Source organism: Catellatospora sichuanensis (assembly GCF_007483665.1).
GTDB classification, from domain to species: Bacteria; Actinomycetota; Actinomycetes; order Mycobacteriales; family Micromonosporaceae; genus Catellatospora; species Catellatospora sichuanensis.
In genome coordinates, this window is the sequence record NZ_VIQO01000046.1 from 22,434 (window position 1) to 42,933 (window position 20,500).

A 20,500-nucleotide genomic window follows, 5' to 3' on the forward strand; every position below is an offset into this window, starting at 1 on the left:
ACGCGCGCCGCCCGACGGCATCGGCGGGATGACTGCCACCGCGTCGGGCCGCCATGCCCTCAGTCAACAGTCGGCACGCCGTGGCGTGGGTCGCGTGCGAGCGCGCCTCCGCGGCCTGCCTCAGCCCGTTGTGGGCAAAGGAGATGGACGTATGAGAATCAACCGGAAGCTACTGCTCGGACTCGCCACCTCGTTGGCGGTGGCCGGACTCACGATCCCGGCGGTTCAACCCGCCTTCGCGGCGTCGCTGGTCGAGGTGACCAACTTCGGCAGCAACCCGGGCGGTATGCGCATGCACATCTACGTGCCCGACTCTCGCCCGGCCAACCCCGCGATCGTGGTGGCCATGCACGGCTGCGGGGGCTCGGGCCCGGGCTTCTACTCCGGCAGCGAGTTCGCGTCGCTGGCCAACCAGTACGGCTTCATCGTCATCTACCCGAGCGCCATGCAGGAGGCCGGTTTCGGCAGATGCTTCGACACCTGGTCGGCAGCCGCCAAGCGCCGCGACGGCGGTAGCGACCCGGTCTCGATCATGTCGATGGTCGCCTACGCGGGGCTGCAGTACGGCGGTGACCAGAACCGGGTCTACGCCACGGGAAGTTCCTCCGGCGGCATGATGACCCAGCACATGCTTGCCCTCTACCCGGACAGGTTCAAAGCCGGCGCGGCGTTCATGGGCGTGCCGTTCAACTGCTTCGCCAACGCGGCCGACTACCCGCCCGGAACCAGCCAGTGCACCGGCGGAAGCATGAACCGGACCCCGCAGCAGTGGGGTGACGCGGTGCGGCAGGTGTATCCCGGCTTCGCCGGCCCGCGGCCCCGGGTGCAGCTGTGGCACGGCACCAACGACACCCTCGTGCCGTACTCGCTGCTGCAGGAGTCGGTGGAGCAGTGGACCAACGTGCACGGACTCAGCCAGACCCCCACCTCCTCCGACACCCCGCAGACCAACTGGAACCGCCGCCGCTTCGCCGACGGGTCGGGCACCGTGCAGGTCGAGGCCCTCAGCATCCAGGGCGCAGGGCACAGCCTGCCGTCGAGCGGCATGGCCGCGTCCGCCATCGCGTTCTTCGGCTTGACCACCACGGGCCCGACACCGCCGTCCAGCCCGTCCGCTTCGCCCAGCCCGTCCACACCGCCCAGCCCGTCCGCTTCGCCCAGCCCGTCCACACCGCCCAGCCCGTCCGCGCCGCCTGGCTCCGGCTCCTGCCGCGTCACCAGCACCATCAACGCGTGGAACAACGGCCTGGTCGAGAACATCACCGTGACGAACACCGCAAACGCCGCGATCAACGGCTGGTCCCTGGTCTTCACCCTGCCCAGCGGCCAGGCCATCACCTCGGGCTGGAACGCCGGCTACTCGCCCACCTCGGGGCAGGTGACGGCCCGGAACCTGGCCTACAACGCCGGTATCCCCGCCAACGGATCCGTCGATATCGGCTTCCAGGCCACCCACACCGGTAACACCGGCAAGCCGACCTCATTCACCCTCAACGGCGCGGCCTGCCTCATCACCTGATCGAGACGAGCGCCAGGGGTGGGTCCGAGCCAGGTCACACCCCTGGCGCCGGTACGTCGGTGGCGCTGCGCATCGTCGGCACCCAGGGACGGTACCTCCCACCGGCACCGGCGGTGGTCGCTTCCCGGGACTAGGGTGCCAACGGCGGTCGTGCGCGAAACGAACACTCGGTGTCGAAGTCGGCGGTTCCGTCAGCGGCAAGGTCGACCCACAGTTCGGTTCCCCGGCGATGCACGAACCAGCCGGGGTAGTTCCGGGACTCGAGCAGTATCGCCCCGTCGAGGTCGGCGGGGCGGACGCAGAATGTCGCGTCGCCCCGGAACAGGTCGGTGTCGTCCGCGGGGCTCAGCAGCAGCCGCCACGACAAATGGCGCAGGTAGCGACCGTCGCTCGCCCGCAGCGACACACACTTGACGTCAGCAAGGCCCGCCACGACTGTGAAGGTGGCCTGCCGGCGTGCCGGTGTACCGGCGGTGGCCGTCACGGGCGAGAACACGGCGAGATCCGCGGCGGTGGTGACGAACAGCCCGGCGTCGTTCGCCGCTTCCAGCGAGGTCAGGCCGATCGCCAGCAGACCGGCGGGGCTGCGCGAGGGCGTCGGCCGCCGAGGGCCGGGTGTACGGCTGGGGCTGGGCGGGCGAACGGCAGGGCTGCGCGCGGGCGTCGCGACGGCCGCCGGCGGCGACAGGACAGCCGGCAGTGGAGGGGGAGTTGTCGCAGGCCAGGTGATCACGGCGACCGTGGCGCCCACCACCACGGTGCCCGTCACGACCGCTGCGGCGACCTTGGGGACGGCGAGGGCCTTGGCCAGGTGGCCGAGCACTCCCGCTTTCGCGGCCCCGGCCAGGGCCACCGAGGATGCCACGGTCGCCGTTCCGGCCTTGCCGAGCACGGCGGCGGTGAGCGCGACCGGCACGGGCAGCAGCGCGAGGCCCATCAGCAGTTTGTCGGCGGCCATCAGCTGAGCGGCTGCCGGATCGCAGATCGCGCAGCCGCGGACGTGCCGTGCCAGACGTTTGCGCAGTACCGAGGACGGCACGCCGTCCCAGTCGGCGACCAGCAGGTCCAATTCGCCGCATCGGGGCCGGGTGTCGAGCGCGGCCAGCAGCGCCCGGCACTGCTCCAACTGCTGGCGCATCCGCTGCACGCGCACCCCGGCGTGGGCGACACTGACTCCCGCGGCGGCCGCCAACTCGGTTCGCGTCAGCCGCCCGGCGAGTTCCAGCCACCACAGTGACAGCAGCACGCGGTCTTCGTCGTCGAGCCATCGTGCGGCCTGTGCTGCCTGGCGCCGCTGCGCGGCGATGCCCAGGCGCAGCAATGTCAGCCCTTCGAACGAACCGTCGGCGTCAGGGAACTCGGACAGCCCGGCCAGATCGCCGGCACGGGGCTCGGAACTCCGCAGCCGCTGCAGGTGGTTGCTGATCTGACGGACCGTGATGGTGCCCACCCACGCGCGAAAGGTGGCCGGGTCGCGCAGGTCCGGCAGGTCGCGGATGACACGCACCATCGTTTCCTGCACGACGTCGTCGACGTCGGCATCGGCGTCGACGGCCCTGCGCACGATGGTGTAGACGAACGGCAGGTACGCCTCGATCAGGACGTCGAGCGCTCGCCGGTCGCCGGCCTGCGCCGCGACGATGAGTGCGGCGTCGTCTGTGCTGTGGGGTGGCATGTCCAGATCGCTGTCGTCGGTGGTTCGCGGTGGTTGACTTTGACCGACTCCTGGCCCCGCGTCAAGACACCGGTGAGTTGGCAGGCGGGGAACGAGGGCACGCACGGCGTGTGACGTCATCTGAGCCGTGACCGGACATCCGTTCCGCGCTGACGCGGCGCCCCACCGGAGGAGCGTGGTGCGCGGGCCGTTTCCGTTGACATCACACATCATATGACTTAGCTTTGCTGCATTCCATCGGACGGCCGGCTCTTCCGGCCATTCTCGAGATGAGAATCAATGAAGCAGCGAGTACTCTGGCCGGCCGCCGTCGCGGTGGCGCTGGCCTTGGCGGGCTGTGGAAGCGCCACCGGAAACGAACCCTCGTCCAACTCCGCGAGCGGCAAACTCGTGGTGTGGGACTGGAAGTCCAGTGACAAGACCGCAACGGCCTATGTGGAGAAGGCGAAGGCCGACTTCGCCAAGAAGCACCCCGGCGTGACCGTCGAGTTCGTCGCCCAGCCGTTCGACCAGTACTACACGCTGCTCGGGGCGGCGATCCAGGCGGGCAAGGGCCCTGACGTCATGATGTTCAACGGCGGTGGCCAGATCCGCGACCGGGTCGACGCCCTGGTGCCGCTGGACCAGTACGTCGGCCCGGACAAGGAGCGCCTGGCCGGCTGGGACGCGTTCACCAAGGACGGCAAGGTCTACGCCTCACCGGTGACCCTGCAGGGCCACCCGATCTACTACAACAAGGACCTCTACAAGAAGGCCGGTCTGGACCCGCAGCAGCCGGCGACGACCTGGGACGGGTTCACCGCAGACTGCGCCACCATCACCAAGGCGACGAAGGCCAGCTGCTTCGCCCTCGGCAACAAGGAGGGCATCGGCATCCAGTTCTTCCTGTCGGCGTTCGGCTCGGGCATCCTGACGCCGCAGGAGTACGACAGCTGGATCGCCGGCAAGCGCGACTGGAACTCCCCGAACGTCAAGAAGGTCTTCCAGCTGTGGAAGGACGTCAACGACCGCGGCCTCAACAGCAAGGGCGGCAACTCGACCACCATGTTCACCGACGCCTTCGGCATCTTCCAGTCGGCCAAGGCGACCAACATCATCGGCCTGATGTCCGACATCGGGCACTGGAAGGACTTCAACGAGTTCATCGGCCCCGACAACCTCGGCGTGATGAAGTCGCCGGTCATCACCACCGGAGCGACGCCCAGCCTGCCGTTCGACGGCGGCATCGGCTACGCGGTCGCCAAGTGGACCAAGGACCCGGTCCTCGCCGCCGACCTGGTGCGCTCGCTGACCTCCACCGACGCGCTGGCCACCTTCTACGCCAATGCCGGCGCGGTCGTCTCCGACACCACCGTGAAGACCACCGACGGCGGGGCGGCCGTCACCGCCATCGTCGCCGACCTCAAGACCGGCAAGCCCGCTCTGCACGTGGCGCTGTCGTCGAAGACCATCGAACTGATGGGGCGGCTGTCCCAGCAGATCCTCGAAGGGTCCGTCAGCGTCGACGCCGCGCTCAAGCAGCTCGGCGAGTCGGACCGGAGCTGACCAGTGCCGCTCGGTGAATCTCCACCGCTGTTGGCCCGCCCCGCTCGGGCGGGGCGGGCCTATGGAACAGACCCCGCGCCACGCAGGCGCTCCCGGACGGGCCCGATGTCGGCCGAACGCCTGGCCCCGTTCGTGCTGATCGCTCCTGCCGTACTGATCATCGTGCTGTTCCGGCTCTGGCCGCTGCTGCTCGGCGTCAACTTCTCCTTCACCGGCGACGGCGACCGCAACGGGGCGGCGGTCGGCCTGGACAACTACGCGGAACTGTTCGCCGACCCGCTGTTCCGGGGCGCGCTGCGCAACGTCGGGTGGCTCGTGTTGCTGCTCCCCGTCGCGGTCGCGATCCCCGGCATGCTCGCGACGTTCATCTACCTGCGCGTGCCGGGCCACCGGCTCTACCGCAGCGTCTACTTCTTCCCCGCGGTGCTCTCCCCGGTGATCGTCGGTTCCATCTTCAACCTCCTGCTGTCCTTCGACGGCCCGCTCAACAGCCTGCTCGACGTGGTGGGGATCGGACCGGTCGACTGGCTGGGGGACTCCAAGGTCGCGCTGTTCACCGTGGTCGGCGTGCACGTCTGGGCGACGTTCGGGATGGCGCTGGTGGTCTTCCTGTCCGGGTTCGCGACGCTGGACCCCGCGCTGCTGGACGCCGCCCGCTCCGACGGGGCGGCCCTGCCGCAGGTGATCCGGCACGTGATCATCCCGGGCCTGTCCCGCACGATCCAGTTCGTATTCGTGACGACCATGATCGGGATGCTGACCTCCATGTTCGGCCTGATCTACGTGATGACCAGCGGAGGTCCGGGCGGCTCGACCTACCTGCCGGAGTACTACATCTGGATCCAGCAGGGCCAGATGAACCGCCCGGCGTTCGCGTCGGCGGCCTCCACGGTGCTGTTCCTGGTCATGCTCGTCGTAGGGCTCGCGCAGGTCAGCTTCCTGCGACGCACCGGCAAGGAGGACTGATGCTCGGCGCTCGGATGAGCCGGTGGCTGATCGCCGTACCCATGGCGCTGCTCGCTCTGGCGACCGTCTACCCGCTGGTCTTCACCGCCAACGCGGCGATGAAGACCCGTCGCGACTACATCCTGGACAGGTTCAGCCTGGCGGACACCCTGCGCTGGGACAACATCAGCACCGCCTGGACCACCGCCGGCACCGCGCGATACTTCTTCAACTCGGTGCTCGTGGTGGCCGGCGCGGTGACACTGCTGCTGCTGTTCGGGTCCATGGCCGGCTTCGCGTTGAGCCACCTGCGGTTCCGCGGCTCGCGGGCACTCCTGCTGGGATGCCTCGCCGCGCTGTTCGTGCCCTTCCAGGTGATCATGGTGCCGCTCGTGCGGACCATGGCCGACACCGGGCTGGTCGACACCTACCCGGGACTGATCCTCGCCTACACGGCGCAGTTCCTGCCCTTCACGATCTACCTGATGACCAGCTACTACAGCGCGATACCTGCCGAGATCGTCGACGCGGCGCGCATCGACGGCAACACCCCCTACGGCGTATACCGCAGGATCATGCTCCCGATCGGGCGGCCGGCCCTGCTGTCGGTGGGTGTGCTCAACGCGCTGTTCTGCTGGAACGACGTGCTCATCGCGCTGCTCATGATGCCGTCCGCGGAGCACCGCACCCTCATGGTCGGGGTGACGTCGCTGCGCGGTCAATACACGGCCGACATCCCCACCTTCGCCTCAGGGGTGCTGATCGCAGCCGTGCCCGTACTGGCGGTCTACCTGTTCTTCCAGCGCCGGATCGCCGACGCTGTCACCGCCGGTTCGACGAAAGGCTGACATGCGGATCACTGGGTATCGCGCCCTGAACACCGTGCAGGAATGGGGCCGTGCCGTCGGCGACGCCAACGGCGTCTACGCCGACGGCCTCACCGAGGTGCCGCTGGTCCTGGTCACCACCGACGAAGGCATCACCGGCGTCGGGATGGGCCCGCACGTGGAACTGGACGCGGTCTTCGCCGCGATCGACGGCGAGGACCCGCGGGGCGTCACGGCGCTCTACGACCGCATGCTGCGGCAGATGTTCAAGGCCGGACATGCCGGAACGGTCTTCGGTACCATCGGCGCGTTCGACACCGCGCTGTGGGACATCAAGGCCAAGGCGGCGGGGGAGCCCCTGTGGCGTCTGCTGGGCGGACGCGACCGCGTCGTGCCGGCCTATGCCTCCGGGCTGGACATCGACCTCGACGACGAGGAGCTGGTCGGCACCTACCAGGCATACGCCGAGCATGGCCTGCGTGCGGCCAAGCTCAAAGGCGGCCTGGACGTCGAACGCGACCGGCACCGGCTGAGCCTGGTGCGCGATGTGCTGACCGAGGCCGGCGGCGGGTCGCGGCCCGGCCTCATGCTCGACGCGAACGAGTGCTGGAGCCGCAAGCAGGCTGTCCGGCACGTCGCGGAGCTGGAGCACACGCTGGATCTGATCTGGGTCGAGGAGCCGGTGCGGCGGTGGGACGCCGAAGGTATGGCCGCGGTGGGCCGCGGGGTCCGCGCCGCGGTCGCCAGCGGCGAGAACCTCAGCGGGCTGGAGCAGTTCCGGCCACTGCTGGCGGCCGGAGCTCTGGACATCGTGCAGACGGCATCGGTGTGGGGGGTGACCCACTTCCTGCGCGTCGCCGCGCTGGCACACGGCCACGATCTGCCCGTCAGCCCGATCGGCACCAACCCGGTCGGCCTCCTGCACGCGGCGGCGTCGGTGCCCAACCACATGGCCAGTGAGCTGCAGGTCCTGCAGCCGCCCGTCGGCGTCGCTCTCGACCTGCGCATCGAGAGCGGGGCCTTCATCCTCGGCGACTCACCCGGTCTAGGGATCGTCGTGGACGAAGAGCTGATCGGCGCCTGCGAGCTCAAACCCGCCACCGTGTCGTTCGACGGGCCGGGCGTCCGGCCGGAGCGGGCCGGTCAGCGGCTGCTGGCGGCGGCCGGCTGACCGGCGTGGTGCGGAGGAAGGCGAGCACCCTTCCACAGGCGGGTGCGGTGGCCGGTCGGGCTGCCGCACCCGCCCTGCCTTGCGCGGTGCCGCCCGCCTTGTCTGCAGCAGGCAAGGACCCCGAACGGGGATGCGGCAATGCCCGATGGTCACACATAACACTTTCGTGCGAGAATTTTGGTAGAGGGACCCTAACCGGGCAGTGACATATGACATCGTACCTGTGACGTCGTGAGAGCTTGTCCTACACTTACGGCGACTATTGCTCCTGGAGGACGCGTTGACGCGGCAGTTCTTGGCGGATCCATTCGGCGTACCTGTGGCGCCAGCCGCGGAGGTCGCTCCGCCGCGTGTCCGCGGAACCAAGCTGGGCATCAACGTGGTGCAGCAGATCGTCAACGACATCGTCCGGGGAGTGCTGAATCCGGGCTCGACGCTGCCGCCCGAGGCGGACCTGTGCGACCAGTTCGGGGTCAGCCGCACCGTGATCCGCGAGTCGGTCAAGGTCGTGCAGGAGAAGGGCCTCGTGCGCATCGAGCACGGCAGGGGCACCCAGGTCACCGATCCGCGCCAGTGGAACCTGCTCGACGACGTCGTGCTCACCGCCATCATCGCCCACGACGCCAACCTTTCCTTCCTGGACGAGCTGGTCGCCACCCGGACCGCTCTCGAAGCCGACATGGCGGCCACCGCGGCCGTCTCGCGCGCGGGTGAAGAGAAGCTCCGCATCAGCGCAGCGCTCGAGCTCATGCGCTCGAAGATCAATAATGTCGCGGAGTTCGCCGCCGCGGACGCGCACTTCCACGACATGGTCATGGCCGCGTCCAGCAACCGGCTCGGACGCGCCATCGTGAACAGCATTCACGACAAGGCGCGAGGGAGCATGCGCTACCACGGCGAATACAACGAGGCGGTGATGCGACGCACGTTGGACGAGCACCAGGCCGTGCACGACGCCATCATGGCCAAGAACGCCGAGGCCGCCGCCGCCGCCATGCGTGCCCACATCACCGGCTCGTGGAGCCGTCGCCGGCCGGTCCCGGAGACTGATGCTCCCGCGGCGGCCACCCGCCGGCAGGCGACCCGCTGACGTAGTACCCAGGCAGACGCCACGGTCTTCGGCCGTCGGTCGAGTGGCGCTGTCCGACCCTTCCACCAGTCTGTCTGCCTCCGGTCGCCTGCGTTCCCGTGCGCCGGATCCATGTTGCATCCCCAGGTCGGCACGATATTTGCGCGAAGGTCTTGCTAAGACGTCACACGTATGATGTTCTTTCGAGGCATTGAGCGCGCGTCGCGCGCGGTTGATGCCAAGTGATCGCCGTGTCGGGCGCTGCTGTGTCCGGAACTGCAGGGGTTCTTACAGTTCCGGACGCCCCGACACCACAAGACGACGCCGGCCCGCACCCGCCGCGTGCGGGCCGGCGTCCCATCTACTGGCATGAAGACCGGCCAGCGCCGATCTTCACTATGATTCGGGGCGCCAACACAGTGCATGAGCTGGTTTCCGGCTGGTCGGCGACAGGCCGGCCAACCGTGTACTCGGCGGTTTCCGTGAGTGTCGCAGTTCAGCATGTCGGCATCGGACAGCTGCCCTGCGCCGCCGGAATCACGCGGCAGCCGTCGGTTCGGCTCGCTTACGGCGACGACAGGCGGCCCAGATGATCATCGATGCGCACATGCAGCTGTGGACGGCGGACAGCCCCTGGCTCGCGGCGGCAGAATACGCCCCCATCCGGCGTGACCACGGGATCGACGAACTGCGGGCGACCCTGGCCGAGTCGGATGTGGATGCATGCGTGCTGGTCGAGGCCGACGGCACCAGCGCCGCGGACACGACGCGGTGCCTGGAGGTGGCAGCCTGGACCCCGCAGGTGCTGGGCGTGGTGGGATGGGCGCCGCTGACCGACCCGGATCTCGGCGACGTCATCGGCAAGCACCGGGCCGGGCCCGGCGGTCAGCGGCTCGTCGGCCTGCAGGAGCGCGCGTACGAGAAGGCCGATGACTTCCTCGACGATCCGGCGGTGCGTTCCGGGCTGGCGGTGGTCGGCGAACTCGGGCTGGTCATCGAGCTGGCGGCGCGCACTGAACAGCTGCCATCCGTGGCGCGCGTGGCCGAGACCATGCCCCAGGCGCGTTTCGTGCTGCAGCAGGCCGGCTCACCGTGGATCACCGGAGGCGCGGAAGGTCTGGCCGAATGGCAGCGCCTCATCCAGCCGGTGGCTGAGTGCGGCAACGTGCGGGCCAAGCTCGGCGGCCTGCTGACCCTCGCGCACTGGGACCGGTGGTCGGTCGACGATCTACGGCCCTTCGTGGACCACGCGATCGAGGTGTTCGGCCCAGGGCGACTCATCTTCGGCTCGGACTGGCCCACGTGCCGCCTGGCGGCCACCCACGCCGAGTCGCTACAGGCGATCAGTTCTCTGCTGGGCGGCATACACCCGGCTGTCTTCTCGCTGACCGCCGTCGGCACCTACCTGCTCGACACCGGCGACCTGCTGCGCCGTCCCCGTCAGAGCTGACCCGGACGGACGCGGCAGCCGCGGCGGCCGCGACCGGCGGCTCGCCCCCGCCGTGGCCGGGACGAGCCGCGGACGATCAGGCGGCTGCTGCTGCCAGCCGCAGCGGATCGATGCCGTACACCCGAGCCGCCGTGGCGGCGAGCACGTCGTTCCAGCCGCCGGCGTCGAGGTCGGCCAGGCTGCGCTGGACGATGTCCAGCGTGCGGCCGTACGGTTCGTGGAGCAGGCAGATGGGCCAGTCGCCGCCGTACATCAGCCGGTCCGACCCGAAGAGGTCGAACGCTGTGCGGATGTACGCCCCCGCCCGCGCCGGAGCGCCGTCGTCCGCGACGCGCCCCGGGTACAGCCCCGAGAGTTTGACGCAGACCCGTGGGTGTCCGGCGAGGACCTCCAGTGTCTGCCGCCACTGCTCGGCCTGTGCGGGGTCGTCGTGCAAGGGCGGTGCCCCGAGGTGGTCGAGCACGAGGTGCAGCCCGGGATGACGGCGCGCCACCTCGGCCGCGACGGTCAGCGCCGCGGACCCCGCCGCGACGAAGTCGAACGGCACACCGTGCTGTTCCAGCAGGTCCAGGCCGGCATCCACGGTACGGCCGAGGATCCAGTGCGGATCGGGCCGCTCGTGGATGAGGCAGCGCACGCCGGCGAAGAGCGGATGCTCACGCAGGTGCGCCAGTCTGCTTGCGGCGAGGGCGGGCCGGTCCAGGGGCAACCAGCCGACGACACCCACGACCTGGCGGTGCGAACTCGCGGTCTCGAACATCAGGTCGGTGTCGAAGTCGCTGTCGGCCGACTGCACCAGCACGACCGCGGTGACTCCCCGGCCGGCGAGTTCGGGCAGCACCTCGGGTAATGCCATGGCCCGGTTCACGGGCGCCAGGCCGGAACCCAGCCACGGGTAGACGCCACGCGAGGGATCCCATACGTGCAGGTGCGCGTCGACGATGGTGCCGAGGGGAGGACTGGTCATGGGGCAGCTCCGACGGTGAAGTCAACAGGGGGCGGCGATCTCCGGGGGTCGACGGTGGCGTGCGGCTTGCCGTGGGGTGGCTCGCAGGCCCGGGCATCGACCGCTCGGTCGTGACCCGTTGTCATCCCGTTAAACATATGATGTCATATCTGGGCTGTCGACGCCGCAGGCTTCGGCGCTGAGCGAGGGCCGCTGTCGACGGCGCGACGGCGGCCCTCGCGACACGCCCGTCCAGCCGTCGCGGCCCACGCTCGGCAGCAGAGCCCTGCCAGGGAAGGAACAACATGCGCCAAGCCGTCTACCACGGCGACCGTCGCCTGAGCGTCATCGACGTGCCGGAGACGCCACCGGCCGCCGGGCAGGTGCGGATCGACGTCGCCTTCACCGGGATCTGCGGCACCGACCTGCACATCCTGCACGGTGACATGGACCAGCGGGTCGCCGTCCCGGCCGTGCTCGGACACGAGATGTCGGGCACGGTGGCCGAAGTCGGCGACGGGGTGGACGGCTGGACCCCCGGCGAGCCCGTCACCGTCCTACCCGTACTGCCCTGCGGCGACTGCACGACCTGCCGCGCCGGACACGGACACGTCTGCCCCCGGCTGACTTTCATCGGTATCGACAGCACAGGATCCATGCAGCAGCGCTGGAACGTGCCCGCACGAGCACTGGTACGCCTGCCGGCAGACCTGGATCTCGCGCACGGCGCGCTGGTCGAGCCGACCGCGGTGGCCGTGCACGACGTGCGGCGCAGTGCCCTGACCAGCGGCGAGCACGCCGTCGTGGTCGGCGGCGGCCCGGTCGGTCTGCTGATCGCCGTGGTCGCCCGGCACGCCGGCGGCCACGTCCTGATCGTGGAACCGAACCCGCGGCGGCGAGCGGTGGCCGAGCGCCTCGGCTTCGCCACCGCGGACCCGGCCGGCCCCGACGTGGCCGCGGCCGTCCACGACTGGACCGGTGGCGACGGCGCCGCGGTGGCGTTCGAGGTGTCCGGAGCGGCAGCGGCGGTCGCCACGGCCGTGGACTGCCTGGCCCCGCGCGGGCGATTGGTGATGGTCGCGATCCACGCCGCGCCGCGGGAGGTCAACCTGCACCGCTTCTTCTGGCGTGAACTCACGATGCTCGGCGCGCGGCTCTACAGCGCGGACGACATGGTGACCGCCGTGGCGATGGTGGCCTCCGGCCGGATCCCCGCCGCCGACCTGATCACCACGGTGGAGCCGCTGCACCGGGTCGGAGACGCGTTCGCCGCACTGGAATCCGGAGCCGGAGTGATGAAGGTTCTGCTCGACTGCGCAGGCCCGCGATGACCGCCGCGATGTTCGACCTCACCGGCAAGCTCGCCGTGGTCACCGGCGCACGACGCGGCATCGGCCTGGCCATCGCCGACGCGCTCGCCGCCGCCGGGGCCGACATCATCGCCGTGAGCGCCCACCTCGAACCCGACGGAAGCGAGGTCGCCCGGCGGGTGACGGCCCACGGCAGGCAGTGCGAGGTCCGCGCCGTCGACCTCGCCGGCCGTGAGGCCGTCGCGGCGCTGGCCGCAGACCTGACGTCCGGGCAGCGCCCAGTCGACATCCTGGTCAACAACGCCGGCACCATCGCGCGGGCGCCGGCGGCCGAGCACAGCGACGAGGACTGGGACCACGTCCTGGCAGTCGACCTCACCGCACCGTTCATCCTTGCCCGCGAAGTCGGCCGGGCGATGCTGGCCCGGCGCACCGGAAAGATCATATTCACGGCGTCGCTGCTGAGCTTCCAGGGCGGGATCACCGTGCCGGGATACGCCGCGGCGAAGTCCGGCATCGCCGGGCTGACCAGGGCACTGGCCAACGAATGGGCGGCCCACGGGGTCAACGTGAACGCCATCGTGCCCGGCTACATCGCCACCGACAACAACCAGGCCCTGCGGGACGATCCGAGGCGCAACGCCGCCATCGTCGACCGCATCCCGGCCGGACGGTGGGGCACCCCCGCCGATCTCGGCGGCGTCGCCGTCTTCCTCGCCTCGGCCGCCTCCGACTACGTGCACGGCACACTCGTGCCCGTCGACGGCGGCTGGCTGGGCCGCTGACCCAGCCGCGGAGTTCGAACCCGGGCCGACGCGCCCACCGCGACCCATACCACCGAAGGAGCGCCCGATGCAGGTGATCGGATTGCACACGCGGCTCAAGACCGGTCGGGAAGCCGACTACGACCGCATCCACGCGGTGCTGTCGCCGGAGCACGAACAGGCCCTGCGCGACAGCGGGGTCCACTCGTGGCACATCTGGCGCGACGGCCTCGACCTGTTCCACACCGTGGTGTGCGACGACTGGGCGGACATGGAGTCGTCGATGGCGCGGCTGGCGCTGACCGCACGCTGGCACGAGGTCATCCACCCGCTGCTCGACATGTCCGTCTCCCAGCGCGGTCCGCTGCCGCTGGTCTGGCAACTGCCGGAGACGGCGCAGCGCCACGCTTCCTGAGACTCTCATCGCGCCGACCATGAGGAGCCGCCCGTGACGCCACCAGCCCACAGCATGCCCACCCGGCCGCTGGGCCGCACCGGCCTCGACGTGACCGTGCTCGGGTTCGGTGCCGGGGGCATCGGCAACCTCGGCTACGCCAGGCCCGACCGCGACGCCGCGCAGGCCGTCGACGCGGCCTGGGCGGCGGGGATACGGCTGTTCGACACCGCTCCCCACTACGGGCTCGGCCTGTCGGAGCGCCGGCTCGGCGAGGCCCTGCGCGGCCGCTCTCGGGACGAGTACGTGCTGTCCACCAAGGTGGGTCGCCTGCTGCGCCCCCATCCCGCCCCGACCGGCTCCGACCTGGCAGCCGGCGGCTTCGACGTCCCCGACGATTTGGTGCGGGTCTGGGACTTCAGCGCCGACGGGGTGCGGCGCAGCCTGGAGGAGAGCCTGGTCCGGCTCGGCGTCGACCGGGTCGACATCGTCTACGTCCACGACCCCGACCATGCCGTCGACGACGCGATCCGCAGCGCCATCCCGGCGCTGATCGCACTGCGTGAGCAAGGCGTGATCGGCGCGGTCGGCGTGGGCATGAACCAGTGGCAGGCACCCCTGCGGATGGTCCAGGAGACCGACCTCGACGTCGTGATGCTCGCCGGCCGCTACACCCTGCTCGACCGGTCCGGTGAGCAGCTGCTGGACGAGTGCGCCCGGCGCGGCGTGGCCGTCGTCAGCGCGGCACCGTTCAACTCGGGCATCCTGGCGCGGCCGTGGCCGCCCGACGGCGCGAACTACGACTACGGTGCGGCTCCCGACGAGGTGCTCCAGCACGCCCGCCGACTGGCGCGGACCTGCCAGGCGCACGGCGTGCCGCTGCCCGCCGCCGCGCTGCAGTTCCCGCTGCGCCACCCGGCCGTGGCCACCGTGGTGGCCGGCATGCGGTCGGCGGAGCAGGTGGCAGCTGCCGCCGGCGGCATCCGGGCGTCCGCGCCGGACAGCCTCTGGCAGGCAGCCGTCGGGATGTGAAACGGCCGCGGGGATGGCGACCGGCGGGTCCGCCGGTCGCCATCCCCGCGAGGACAGCGGTCTCCGATCAGCTGCGCAGGCTCCACTGCTGGTTCGTGCCGCCGTGGCACGCCCACAGGTGCAGCAGGGTGCCGTTGGCGGTGCCGTAGGCGCTGGCGTCCACGCACAGGCCCGACTGCACCCCCGTGATGGTGCCGTTGGCGTTGACGTTGAACTGCTGGTTGGTCTGGCCGTTGCAGTCCCAGATGACCAGGCGGGTGCCGTTGGCGGTGCCCTGCCCGGTGGCGTCCAGGCACTTGTTGCCGTACACCGTCAGCTGCTTGCTCGTGGTGTAGGTCCAGCGCTGCTGGGCGGCGCCGGAGCAGTCCCACAGGTTCACCTGGGTGCCGTTGGCGGTGCTGCCGCCCGGCACGTCGACACAGCGGCCCGACGGGCCGCCGACGATGCTGACCGTCTGCGAGGTGCCGGACTGCACCCCGGCGGAGGCCATGACCGTCCTGGCGGCGGCGGGCCAGTTGCCGCCGGTGACCACGACCGTGCCCGTGTTGACGTTGTTCCGGGAACCGCTCGTGACGTTGGTGTTGGTGCTGGTCGTCCAGTTGTTGGTCAGCGTCAGGTTACCCGTGTTGTTGTTGGCCCAGTGCTGCCCGTACGCCCACTGGCCCACGTTCTCGAAGACGTTGTTCGCGGCCGACAGATACCGTGAGCCCTCGTCGAAGTACAGTCCCAGCCAGCCGTTGGTGTTGCGGAAGTAGTTCTGGTTCACGGTCGTGCCGGGCAGCGCGGACAGGCTGTAGAACGCGGCACCGTCGGTCATCTGGCGCATCACATCGTGCACGTGGTTGGCCTGCACGCGGTAGTTCTTCGCGATGGTCGCCGTGGTGTACTTCGGCTGGTAGTTGTACAGGCCTCGGTCGGTGTAGTCCTGTGCGCCGCCCGCGTCGTTGGCGCCCCAGCCGTAGCCGATCGCGATGCCGGTGTAGGGCAGGTTGTACACCTCGTTGTTGGCGATCGCCGAGTCCGCCGTGTACGTCATCAGCAGCCCGACGTGGCTGCGGTAGTCGATGGCGACGTCGTGGACGACGTTGTTGCTGTACACGATGTCGCTGTTGATCATCCGGGTGTCGCTGGGATGATGGGCGTCGGCCTGCACCCCGCCCGCGATGACCGCACCGGCCGCGAGCTGCTCGAACGTGTTGCCGATGACGTCGACGTCACGCGCGCCGAGCCCGACCCCGGTGGCGTGCGCGTTGGCGTCCATACCGATGCCGAGGGCGACCTGGCCGAGGTTGGTGAAGCGGTTGCCGGTGAACCGGACGGCGTTGGCCGCCGAAACCTGCACGGCGGCGGGCATCTGCCGCCAGTGCGGCCGGGCGGCCTCGAAGGCAGGGCAGCCCGACTGGCAGGAGTTGAGCCAGTCCGACGGCCTCGACCAGGTGCCGTAGATGTACGCACCGGTCTGCTGATCGGCGTAGCCCTGGCTGCTGTTGGGCTGCAGCCAGCTGGTGTGGGAGAACTGCAGCCCGGAGAAGGCGATGTGGTGGGCGGGCGCCGCGTAGCTGCCGCCGACCCTCAGCAGCGACTCCAGGCGGGGCAGCTGCACCTCGGCCGTGGCCATGTTCTCACCGCTGAGCGGCTTGTAGTACAGCTGGCCGGCGGCGGTGTCGAGGAACCACTCGCCGGCGGCGTCGAGGAACTCCCGCGCGTTGACCAGGTACACCGGCCCCGAGTGGAAGGGGCGGCTGAGGGTGTCGTAGCCCCACGTGTTGTTGTTCCAGGCGGGCTGCTCCATGGTGATGGCATTGTTGTTGATGGACTGCACCGGCACGTACCGGTCGGTGAAGGAGTTGACCGACTCCAGCTCGATGCGGCCCTCGCCGGAGACGTTGTTCAGGTAGGACAGCGCGCTGCTGGTGAACGTCATGCCGGAGGTCGTGAAGGCGAAGTCGCTGCGGTTGAGCTGGGTGCGCGCCCTGGTGGCGAGGCGGCCGTTGACGAAGAGCTGGCGGGTGTCGAAGCCGGCGCTCGCAGCGGCGCGCCAGATGTTCGCCGTGGCGTCGACCTGCGTCCAGCCGGTGACCTTCTGGCCGCCGGAGATGACCGGCAGTGCGCCGGATGCGGCCTGCCAGAACACGGTGTAGCCGTTGGTCCCGGAGTCGGCGGCGGTGAACGTGAGCGGTGCGGTCAGGGCATAGGTGCCGCCCGCGAGCTGTACGACGATGTCGCCGGTCATCGAGGGCGCGATCGCGCGCACCGTCGTCTGGGCCTGGGCCACTGAGCACGGTTGGGCCGCCGAGCATGCCGTGCCGCTGCCGGTGGGGGAGACGTGGACGGTCGTCATGACCGCGGCTTGCGCGGGCGCCGCGGAAAGGGCGGACCCGGCCAGGAGCAGTGCGACGGCGTATCGGGACAGCAGCGCGCGGCGGCGTGTGGTTCGTGGATGTGCGCGGCTGTGGGGAGAAGCCACGATGGATTCCTTCCAGGAGGAGAGCTGCTGGCGATGGCACAGCAGGCGTCGGCGGACGTCATCAGGCGGAAACGCCGACGAAACCGATGGCCAGCATCACATCACATGTATGACGTCATAGCAATATTCGCCGGATGGCACCGTCCACCCTGGACCCGGCGCCCGGAAGAGGCGGTTCGCACGGCGGAAGCCCGGCCGGTGCGGCTGTCCGGACAGCGGGTGCTGCCCGGACAGCCGCCGCCCGCCCGGACGGGACAGCCGCCTGCGTGCCTGGCGGTCGAGCTACGAGCCGAGGGCCATGGCGAAGATGTGCATCGTCGGCACTCCGGTCGCCGGACCTGCGCTGATGTTGGGCAGTTCGACGCGCACGACGGGCTTCGCCGACAGCGGCACGCCGACGTAGTAGATGGTCGCGGCCGTGTTCTCGCGGCGGTTGCCGGGCCGGTTCTGGTAGGCCATCACGATCGCCGAGGTCGCACCCGACTTCGGAGGGCCGTACCAGTCGGGCACGCCGAGGGTGAACGCCTGGCGCGTGCCGTCGGCATACACCACCGTGGCGGTGCCGGACACGGCTCCGTAGGTGCCCGCGGCGAGGAAACCGAGCTGGCTGCCGGTGCCGCTCACGGCGATGGACTGTCCCGTGGCGACCGCGTTGTCCGGTGCGCCCGACTGCACGGCGGGCCAGCGGAAGTTCACTCCGTTGCGGCTCACCGTGGCGCCCGGCGTCACTCCGGCCTGGGCGAGCGCCTGCGCCGACAGCGTCGCCCCACCGCCGTCGAAGTTGCCGACGCCGGTGTTGTCGTCGCTGGTCGTGCTGACATTGCTGAAGGTCTCCTCCAGGGTCGGCACCTGTGTGGCGACCGGCTGCGCCCGGTAGGTCCGACCGGCTCGGACGGTCAGCCGGATGCTGTCGGAGTCGACCCGCACCGAGGCCGGCGTCGTGCCGTCGGCCACGTCGACGACGGTGTGGCCGCCGCCGAACACCCGGCCGCGCAACTGGACGGTGCCGTCGCGATCGGCCCGGATGAGGCCCTCCGTCAACCGGCCGGCGCTCCAGGCGATGCCCACGGTGTACCCGCCCCGGCCGCGCAGGCCCGCCACCCGGCCGCTCGGCCACGCCGGCGGCAGCGCCGGCAGCAGGTGCAGCTCGCCGTTGTGGCTGTGCAGCAGCATCTCAGCGATGCCCGAGGTCGCACCGAAGTTGCCGTCGATCTGGAAAGGCGGGTGCAGGTCGAACATGTTCGGCGCGAGCCGGGACGTGGTGACGAGGTCTTTGATCAGCTTGTGGGCCCGTGCGCCCTCCTCCATCCGCGCCCAAAAGTTGATCTTCCAGGCGAGTGACCATCCGGTGCCGTCGTCGCCGCGCAGCTCCAGGGTCCGCCGTGCCGCTTCGAACAGCGTGGACGTGGTCCGTTTGGTGATCTGGTTGCTGGGATGCAGGCCGTAGAGGTGGGAGATGTGGCGATGGGTGCGCTCGGGCTCGACCCAGTCGTAGAGCCACTCCTGGATGTTGCCGCGGGAGCCCACCCGCATCGGCGCCAGCCGCTGGCGGGCTGCGCGGACCTGCGTCCGGAAGTCGGTGTCCACGCCGAGCACCTCGCCGGCCGCGGCGCATCCGTCGAACAGGTCCCGCAGGATCTGGTTGTCCATCGTCGGACCCGCGCAGACGCTGACGTCGCTATGGTGGGCGAGCTCGGGGGAGTTGGAGGGGTTGGTGACGAGGTAGCCGAGATTCGGTTCGGTCACCAGGGTGTTGAGGAAGAACTGGGCGGCGCCCTTCAGCGCCGGGTAGTTGGTCCGCAGGAACTCGACGTCGCCGGTGAAGCGGTAGTGGTCCCAGATCATGGACGCCAGCCAGGCGCCGCCGGTCTGCCACATGCCCCACAGTGCGCCGTCGACGACCGAGGTCGCCCGCCAGGCGTCGGTGTTGTGGTGGGCGACCCAGCCGCCGGCCCCGTACTGCACCTGGGCGGTGCGTGCGCCGGTCACCGCGAGGTCCCTGACCATGGCGAACACCGGTTCGTAGCATTCGGACAGGTTCGTGGTGTCCGCGGGCCAGTAGTTCATCGGCAGGTTGGCGTTGAGGGTGTACTTCGAGTCCCACGGGGGACTCATCTGGTCGTTCCAGATGCCCTGCAGGTTCGCGGGCTGGGTGCCCGGCCGGGAGGAGGCGATCAGCAGGTATCGGCCGAACTGGAACAGCAGCGCGGAGAACTGCGGATCGTCGACGGCGGAGTGCCGCGCGATGCGGACGTCGGTCGGCTGGTCTGCCGCGGAGGTCCGCCCGAGGTCGAGCGTCGTTCGGGAGAACAGCGCCTGGTAGTCGGCGAGGTGCCGACTGCGCAGCTGGTCGTAGCCGAGGTTGCGGGCGGCGGCCAGGTGCCCGCGGGCGATGCCCCCGTAGTCGCCGCCGACATTGCGGTAGTTGACGTAGCTCGAGCCGATGGTGATCACGAGGGTGGCGCTGGTCGCGCCCGTCACCCGCAGCACGCCGCCGGAGCTGGAGACGGTGCCGCCCGATGCGGTGACGGCGGCCAGGGCCAGGAACCGTACCGCTCCGGTGATGCCTTCCATGCTGCCGGAGGTGCCGTCGATGGCCACGGTGGTGCCGTCGGGACTGGACAGGGTGGTCCGCTGCGGGCTGTCGAACGTCGCGGTGAAGGTGACGGCGGCGCTGCGGTCGGCGGTCAGCCGGATGACGATCGCCTGGTCCGGTGCGCTGGCGAAGACCTCCCGCTGGTACCGCACGCCGTTCATCAGGTAGCTGACGGCGGTGGTGGCGGTGGTCAGGTCGAGCCGCCGCGTGTACTGCGAGGCGCTGCCCGAGGTGGGGAAGGTGAGCCGGAGGTTGCCGACCGGCTGGTACGCCAGCTGCCCGACCGGCCGGCCCAGCATTCTCTGGTTGATCAGGTCCTGGGCCTGGCTCCACTGGTTGGCGAAGACCAGCCGCCGGATCTCGGCCAGGGCCTGCGCCCCGGCGGTGTTGCTCGGGTCGTGCGGGCCGCCTGCCCACACCGTGTCCTCGTTGAGCTGGAGCCGTTCGACGTCGACGTTGCCGAAGACCATCGCACCGAGCCGGCCGTTGCCGACCGGCATGGCGCGCAGCCAGTCGGTGCCGGCGGGCTGGGCGTACCAGAGCGCGAGATCGTCGGCTGCGAGCACCTCGGGCGGCGCCGTCGAGCCGGCCTGCGCCTCAGCGGTCCACGGTAGGGGCAGCAGCAGGGCTCCCGTGCCGACCGCACCGGTTTTGATCACTTGTCTGCGGGTCAGATCCGACATCTCGGTTCTCCAACGGGGACGGTCCTCATGGATGGGCGCCGGTCCTCATGCCACCAGCACCCGCGGCGGGGCCTGGTCGCCGCAGCGTGGGAAGCGACGGTGTTCTA

At 70.1% G+C, this 20,500-nt stretch carries 15 protein-coding genes; 11 read left to right on the top strand and 4 right to left on the bottom strand.

Annotated elements, in window-relative coordinates:
- Positions 1-151: 151 nt before the first annotated feature.
- A complete protein-coding gene (locus FLL47_RS39810) occupies positions 152-1,519 on the top strand; it encodes an extracellular catalytic domain type 1 short-chain-length polyhydroxyalkanoate depolymerase (RefSeq protein WP_144127865.1) in 1,368 nt (455 codons plus the stop codon).
- A 130-nt stretch (positions 1,520-1,649) separates the two neighbouring features.
- Here FLL47_RS39810 and FLL47_RS39815 read toward each other — a convergent pair whose 3' ends face one another.
- The gene (locus FLL47_RS39815; protein WP_144127866.1) at positions 1,650-3,194 is read right to left on the bottom strand and encodes a sigma-70 family RNA polymerase sigma factor; all 1,545 of its coding nucleotides are present in this window, start codon (positions 3,192-3,194) and stop codon (positions 1,650-1,652) included.
- 279 nt (positions 3,195-3,473) lie between these two features.
- Between FLL47_RS39815 and FLL47_RS39820 the strand changes: the two genes are divergently transcribed.
- The 6 genes from FLL47_RS39820 to FLL47_RS39845 all read left to right on the top strand — a co-directional run bounded on the left by FLL47_RS39820 (position 3,474) and on the right by FLL47_RS39845 (position 10,201).
- Positions 3,474-4,739, top strand: a complete 1,266-nt coding sequence (locus tag FLL47_RS39820) for an ABC transporter substrate-binding protein (RefSeq protein ID WP_144127867.1) — start codon at positions 3,474-3,476, stop codon at positions 4,737-4,739.
- Between the two features lie 105 nt (positions 4,740-4,844).
- Positions 4,845-5,705: a carbohydrate ABC transporter permease gene (locus tag FLL47_RS39825; protein WP_144127868.1), complete on the top strand. Its 861-nt coding sequence runs from the start codon at positions 4,845-4,847 to the stop codon at positions 5,703-5,705.
- Positions 5,705-6,532, top strand: a complete 828-nt coding sequence (locus tag FLL47_RS39830) for a carbohydrate ABC transporter permease (RefSeq protein ID WP_144127869.1) — start codon at positions 5,705-5,707, stop codon at positions 6,530-6,532. The genes FLL47_RS39825 and FLL47_RS39830 overlap by 1 nt, the downstream gene beginning before the upstream one ends.
- Position 6,533: 1 nt before the next feature.
- A complete protein-coding gene (locus FLL47_RS39835; RefSeq protein ID WP_144127870.1) occupies positions 6,534-7,682 on the top strand; it encodes a mandelate racemase/muconate lactonizing enzyme family protein in 1,149 nt (382 codons plus the stop codon).
- A 379-nt stretch (positions 7,683-8,061) separates the two neighbouring features.
- On the top strand, positions 8,062-8,772 hold the full coding sequence (locus FLL47_RS39840) for a FadR/GntR family transcriptional regulator (RefSeq protein ID WP_186316204.1): 711 nt from the start codon (positions 8,062-8,064) through the stop codon (positions 8,770-8,772).
- 568 nt (positions 8,773-9,340) lie between these two features.
- Positions 9,341-10,201, top strand: a complete 861-nt coding sequence (locus FLL47_RS39845) for an amidohydrolase family protein (RefSeq protein ID WP_144127872.1) — start codon at positions 9,341-9,343, stop codon at positions 10,199-10,201.
- 76 nt (positions 10,202-10,277) lie between these two features.
- On the opposite strand, the gene FLL47_RS39850 is transcribed toward FLL47_RS39845, so the two are convergent.
- Complete coding sequence (locus tag FLL47_RS39850; RefSeq protein WP_144127873.1) at positions 10,278-11,168, bottom strand: amidohydrolase family protein; 891 nt, start codon at positions 11,166-11,168, stop codon at positions 10,278-10,280.
- Positions 11,169-11,452: 284 nt separating this feature from the next.
- Between FLL47_RS39850 and FLL47_RS39855 the strand changes: the two genes are divergently transcribed.
- The 4 genes from FLL47_RS39855 to FLL47_RS39870 all read left to right on the top strand — a co-directional run bounded on the left by FLL47_RS39855 (position 11,453) and on the right by FLL47_RS39870 (position 14,647).
- The gene (locus tag FLL47_RS39855; RefSeq protein WP_144127874.1) at positions 11,453-12,478 is read left to right on the top strand and encodes a zinc-dependent alcohol dehydrogenase; all 1,026 of its coding nucleotides are present in this window, start codon (positions 11,453-11,455) and stop codon (positions 12,476-12,478) included.
- Positions 12,475-13,242: an SDR family oxidoreductase gene (locus FLL47_RS39860; protein ID WP_144127875.1), complete on the top strand. Its 768-nt coding sequence runs from the start codon at positions 12,475-12,477 to the stop codon at positions 13,240-13,242. The genes FLL47_RS39855 and FLL47_RS39860 overlap by 4 nt, the downstream gene beginning before the upstream one ends.
- A 67-nt stretch (positions 13,243-13,309) precedes the next feature.
- Positions 13,310-13,636: an L-rhamnose mutarotase gene (locus FLL47_RS39865; protein ID WP_144127876.1), complete on the top strand. Its 327-nt coding sequence runs from the start codon at positions 13,310-13,312 to the stop codon at positions 13,634-13,636.
- A 33-nt stretch (positions 13,637-13,669) separates the two neighbouring features.
- Positions 13,670-14,647: an aldo/keto reductase gene (locus tag FLL47_RS39870; RefSeq protein WP_246159295.1), complete on the top strand. Its 978-nt coding sequence runs from the start codon at positions 13,670-13,672 to the stop codon at positions 14,645-14,647.
- Positions 14,648-14,714: 67 nt separating this feature from the next.
- Here FLL47_RS39870 and FLL47_RS39875 read toward each other — a convergent pair whose 3' ends face one another.
- Positions 14,715-17,114 (bottom strand): RICIN domain-containing protein, encoded by a 2,400-nt coding sequence (locus FLL47_RS39875; RefSeq protein WP_246159296.1) that lies wholly within the window; start codon positions 17,112-17,114, stop codon positions 14,715-14,717.
- A 282-nt stretch (positions 17,115-17,396) separates the two neighbouring features.
- Positions 17,397-20,393: a glycoside hydrolase family 95 protein gene (locus tag FLL47_RS39880; protein ID WP_144127877.1), complete on the bottom strand. Its 2,997-nt coding sequence runs from the start codon at positions 20,391-20,393 to the stop codon at positions 17,397-17,399.
- Positions 20,394-20,500: the final 107 nt, after the last annotated feature.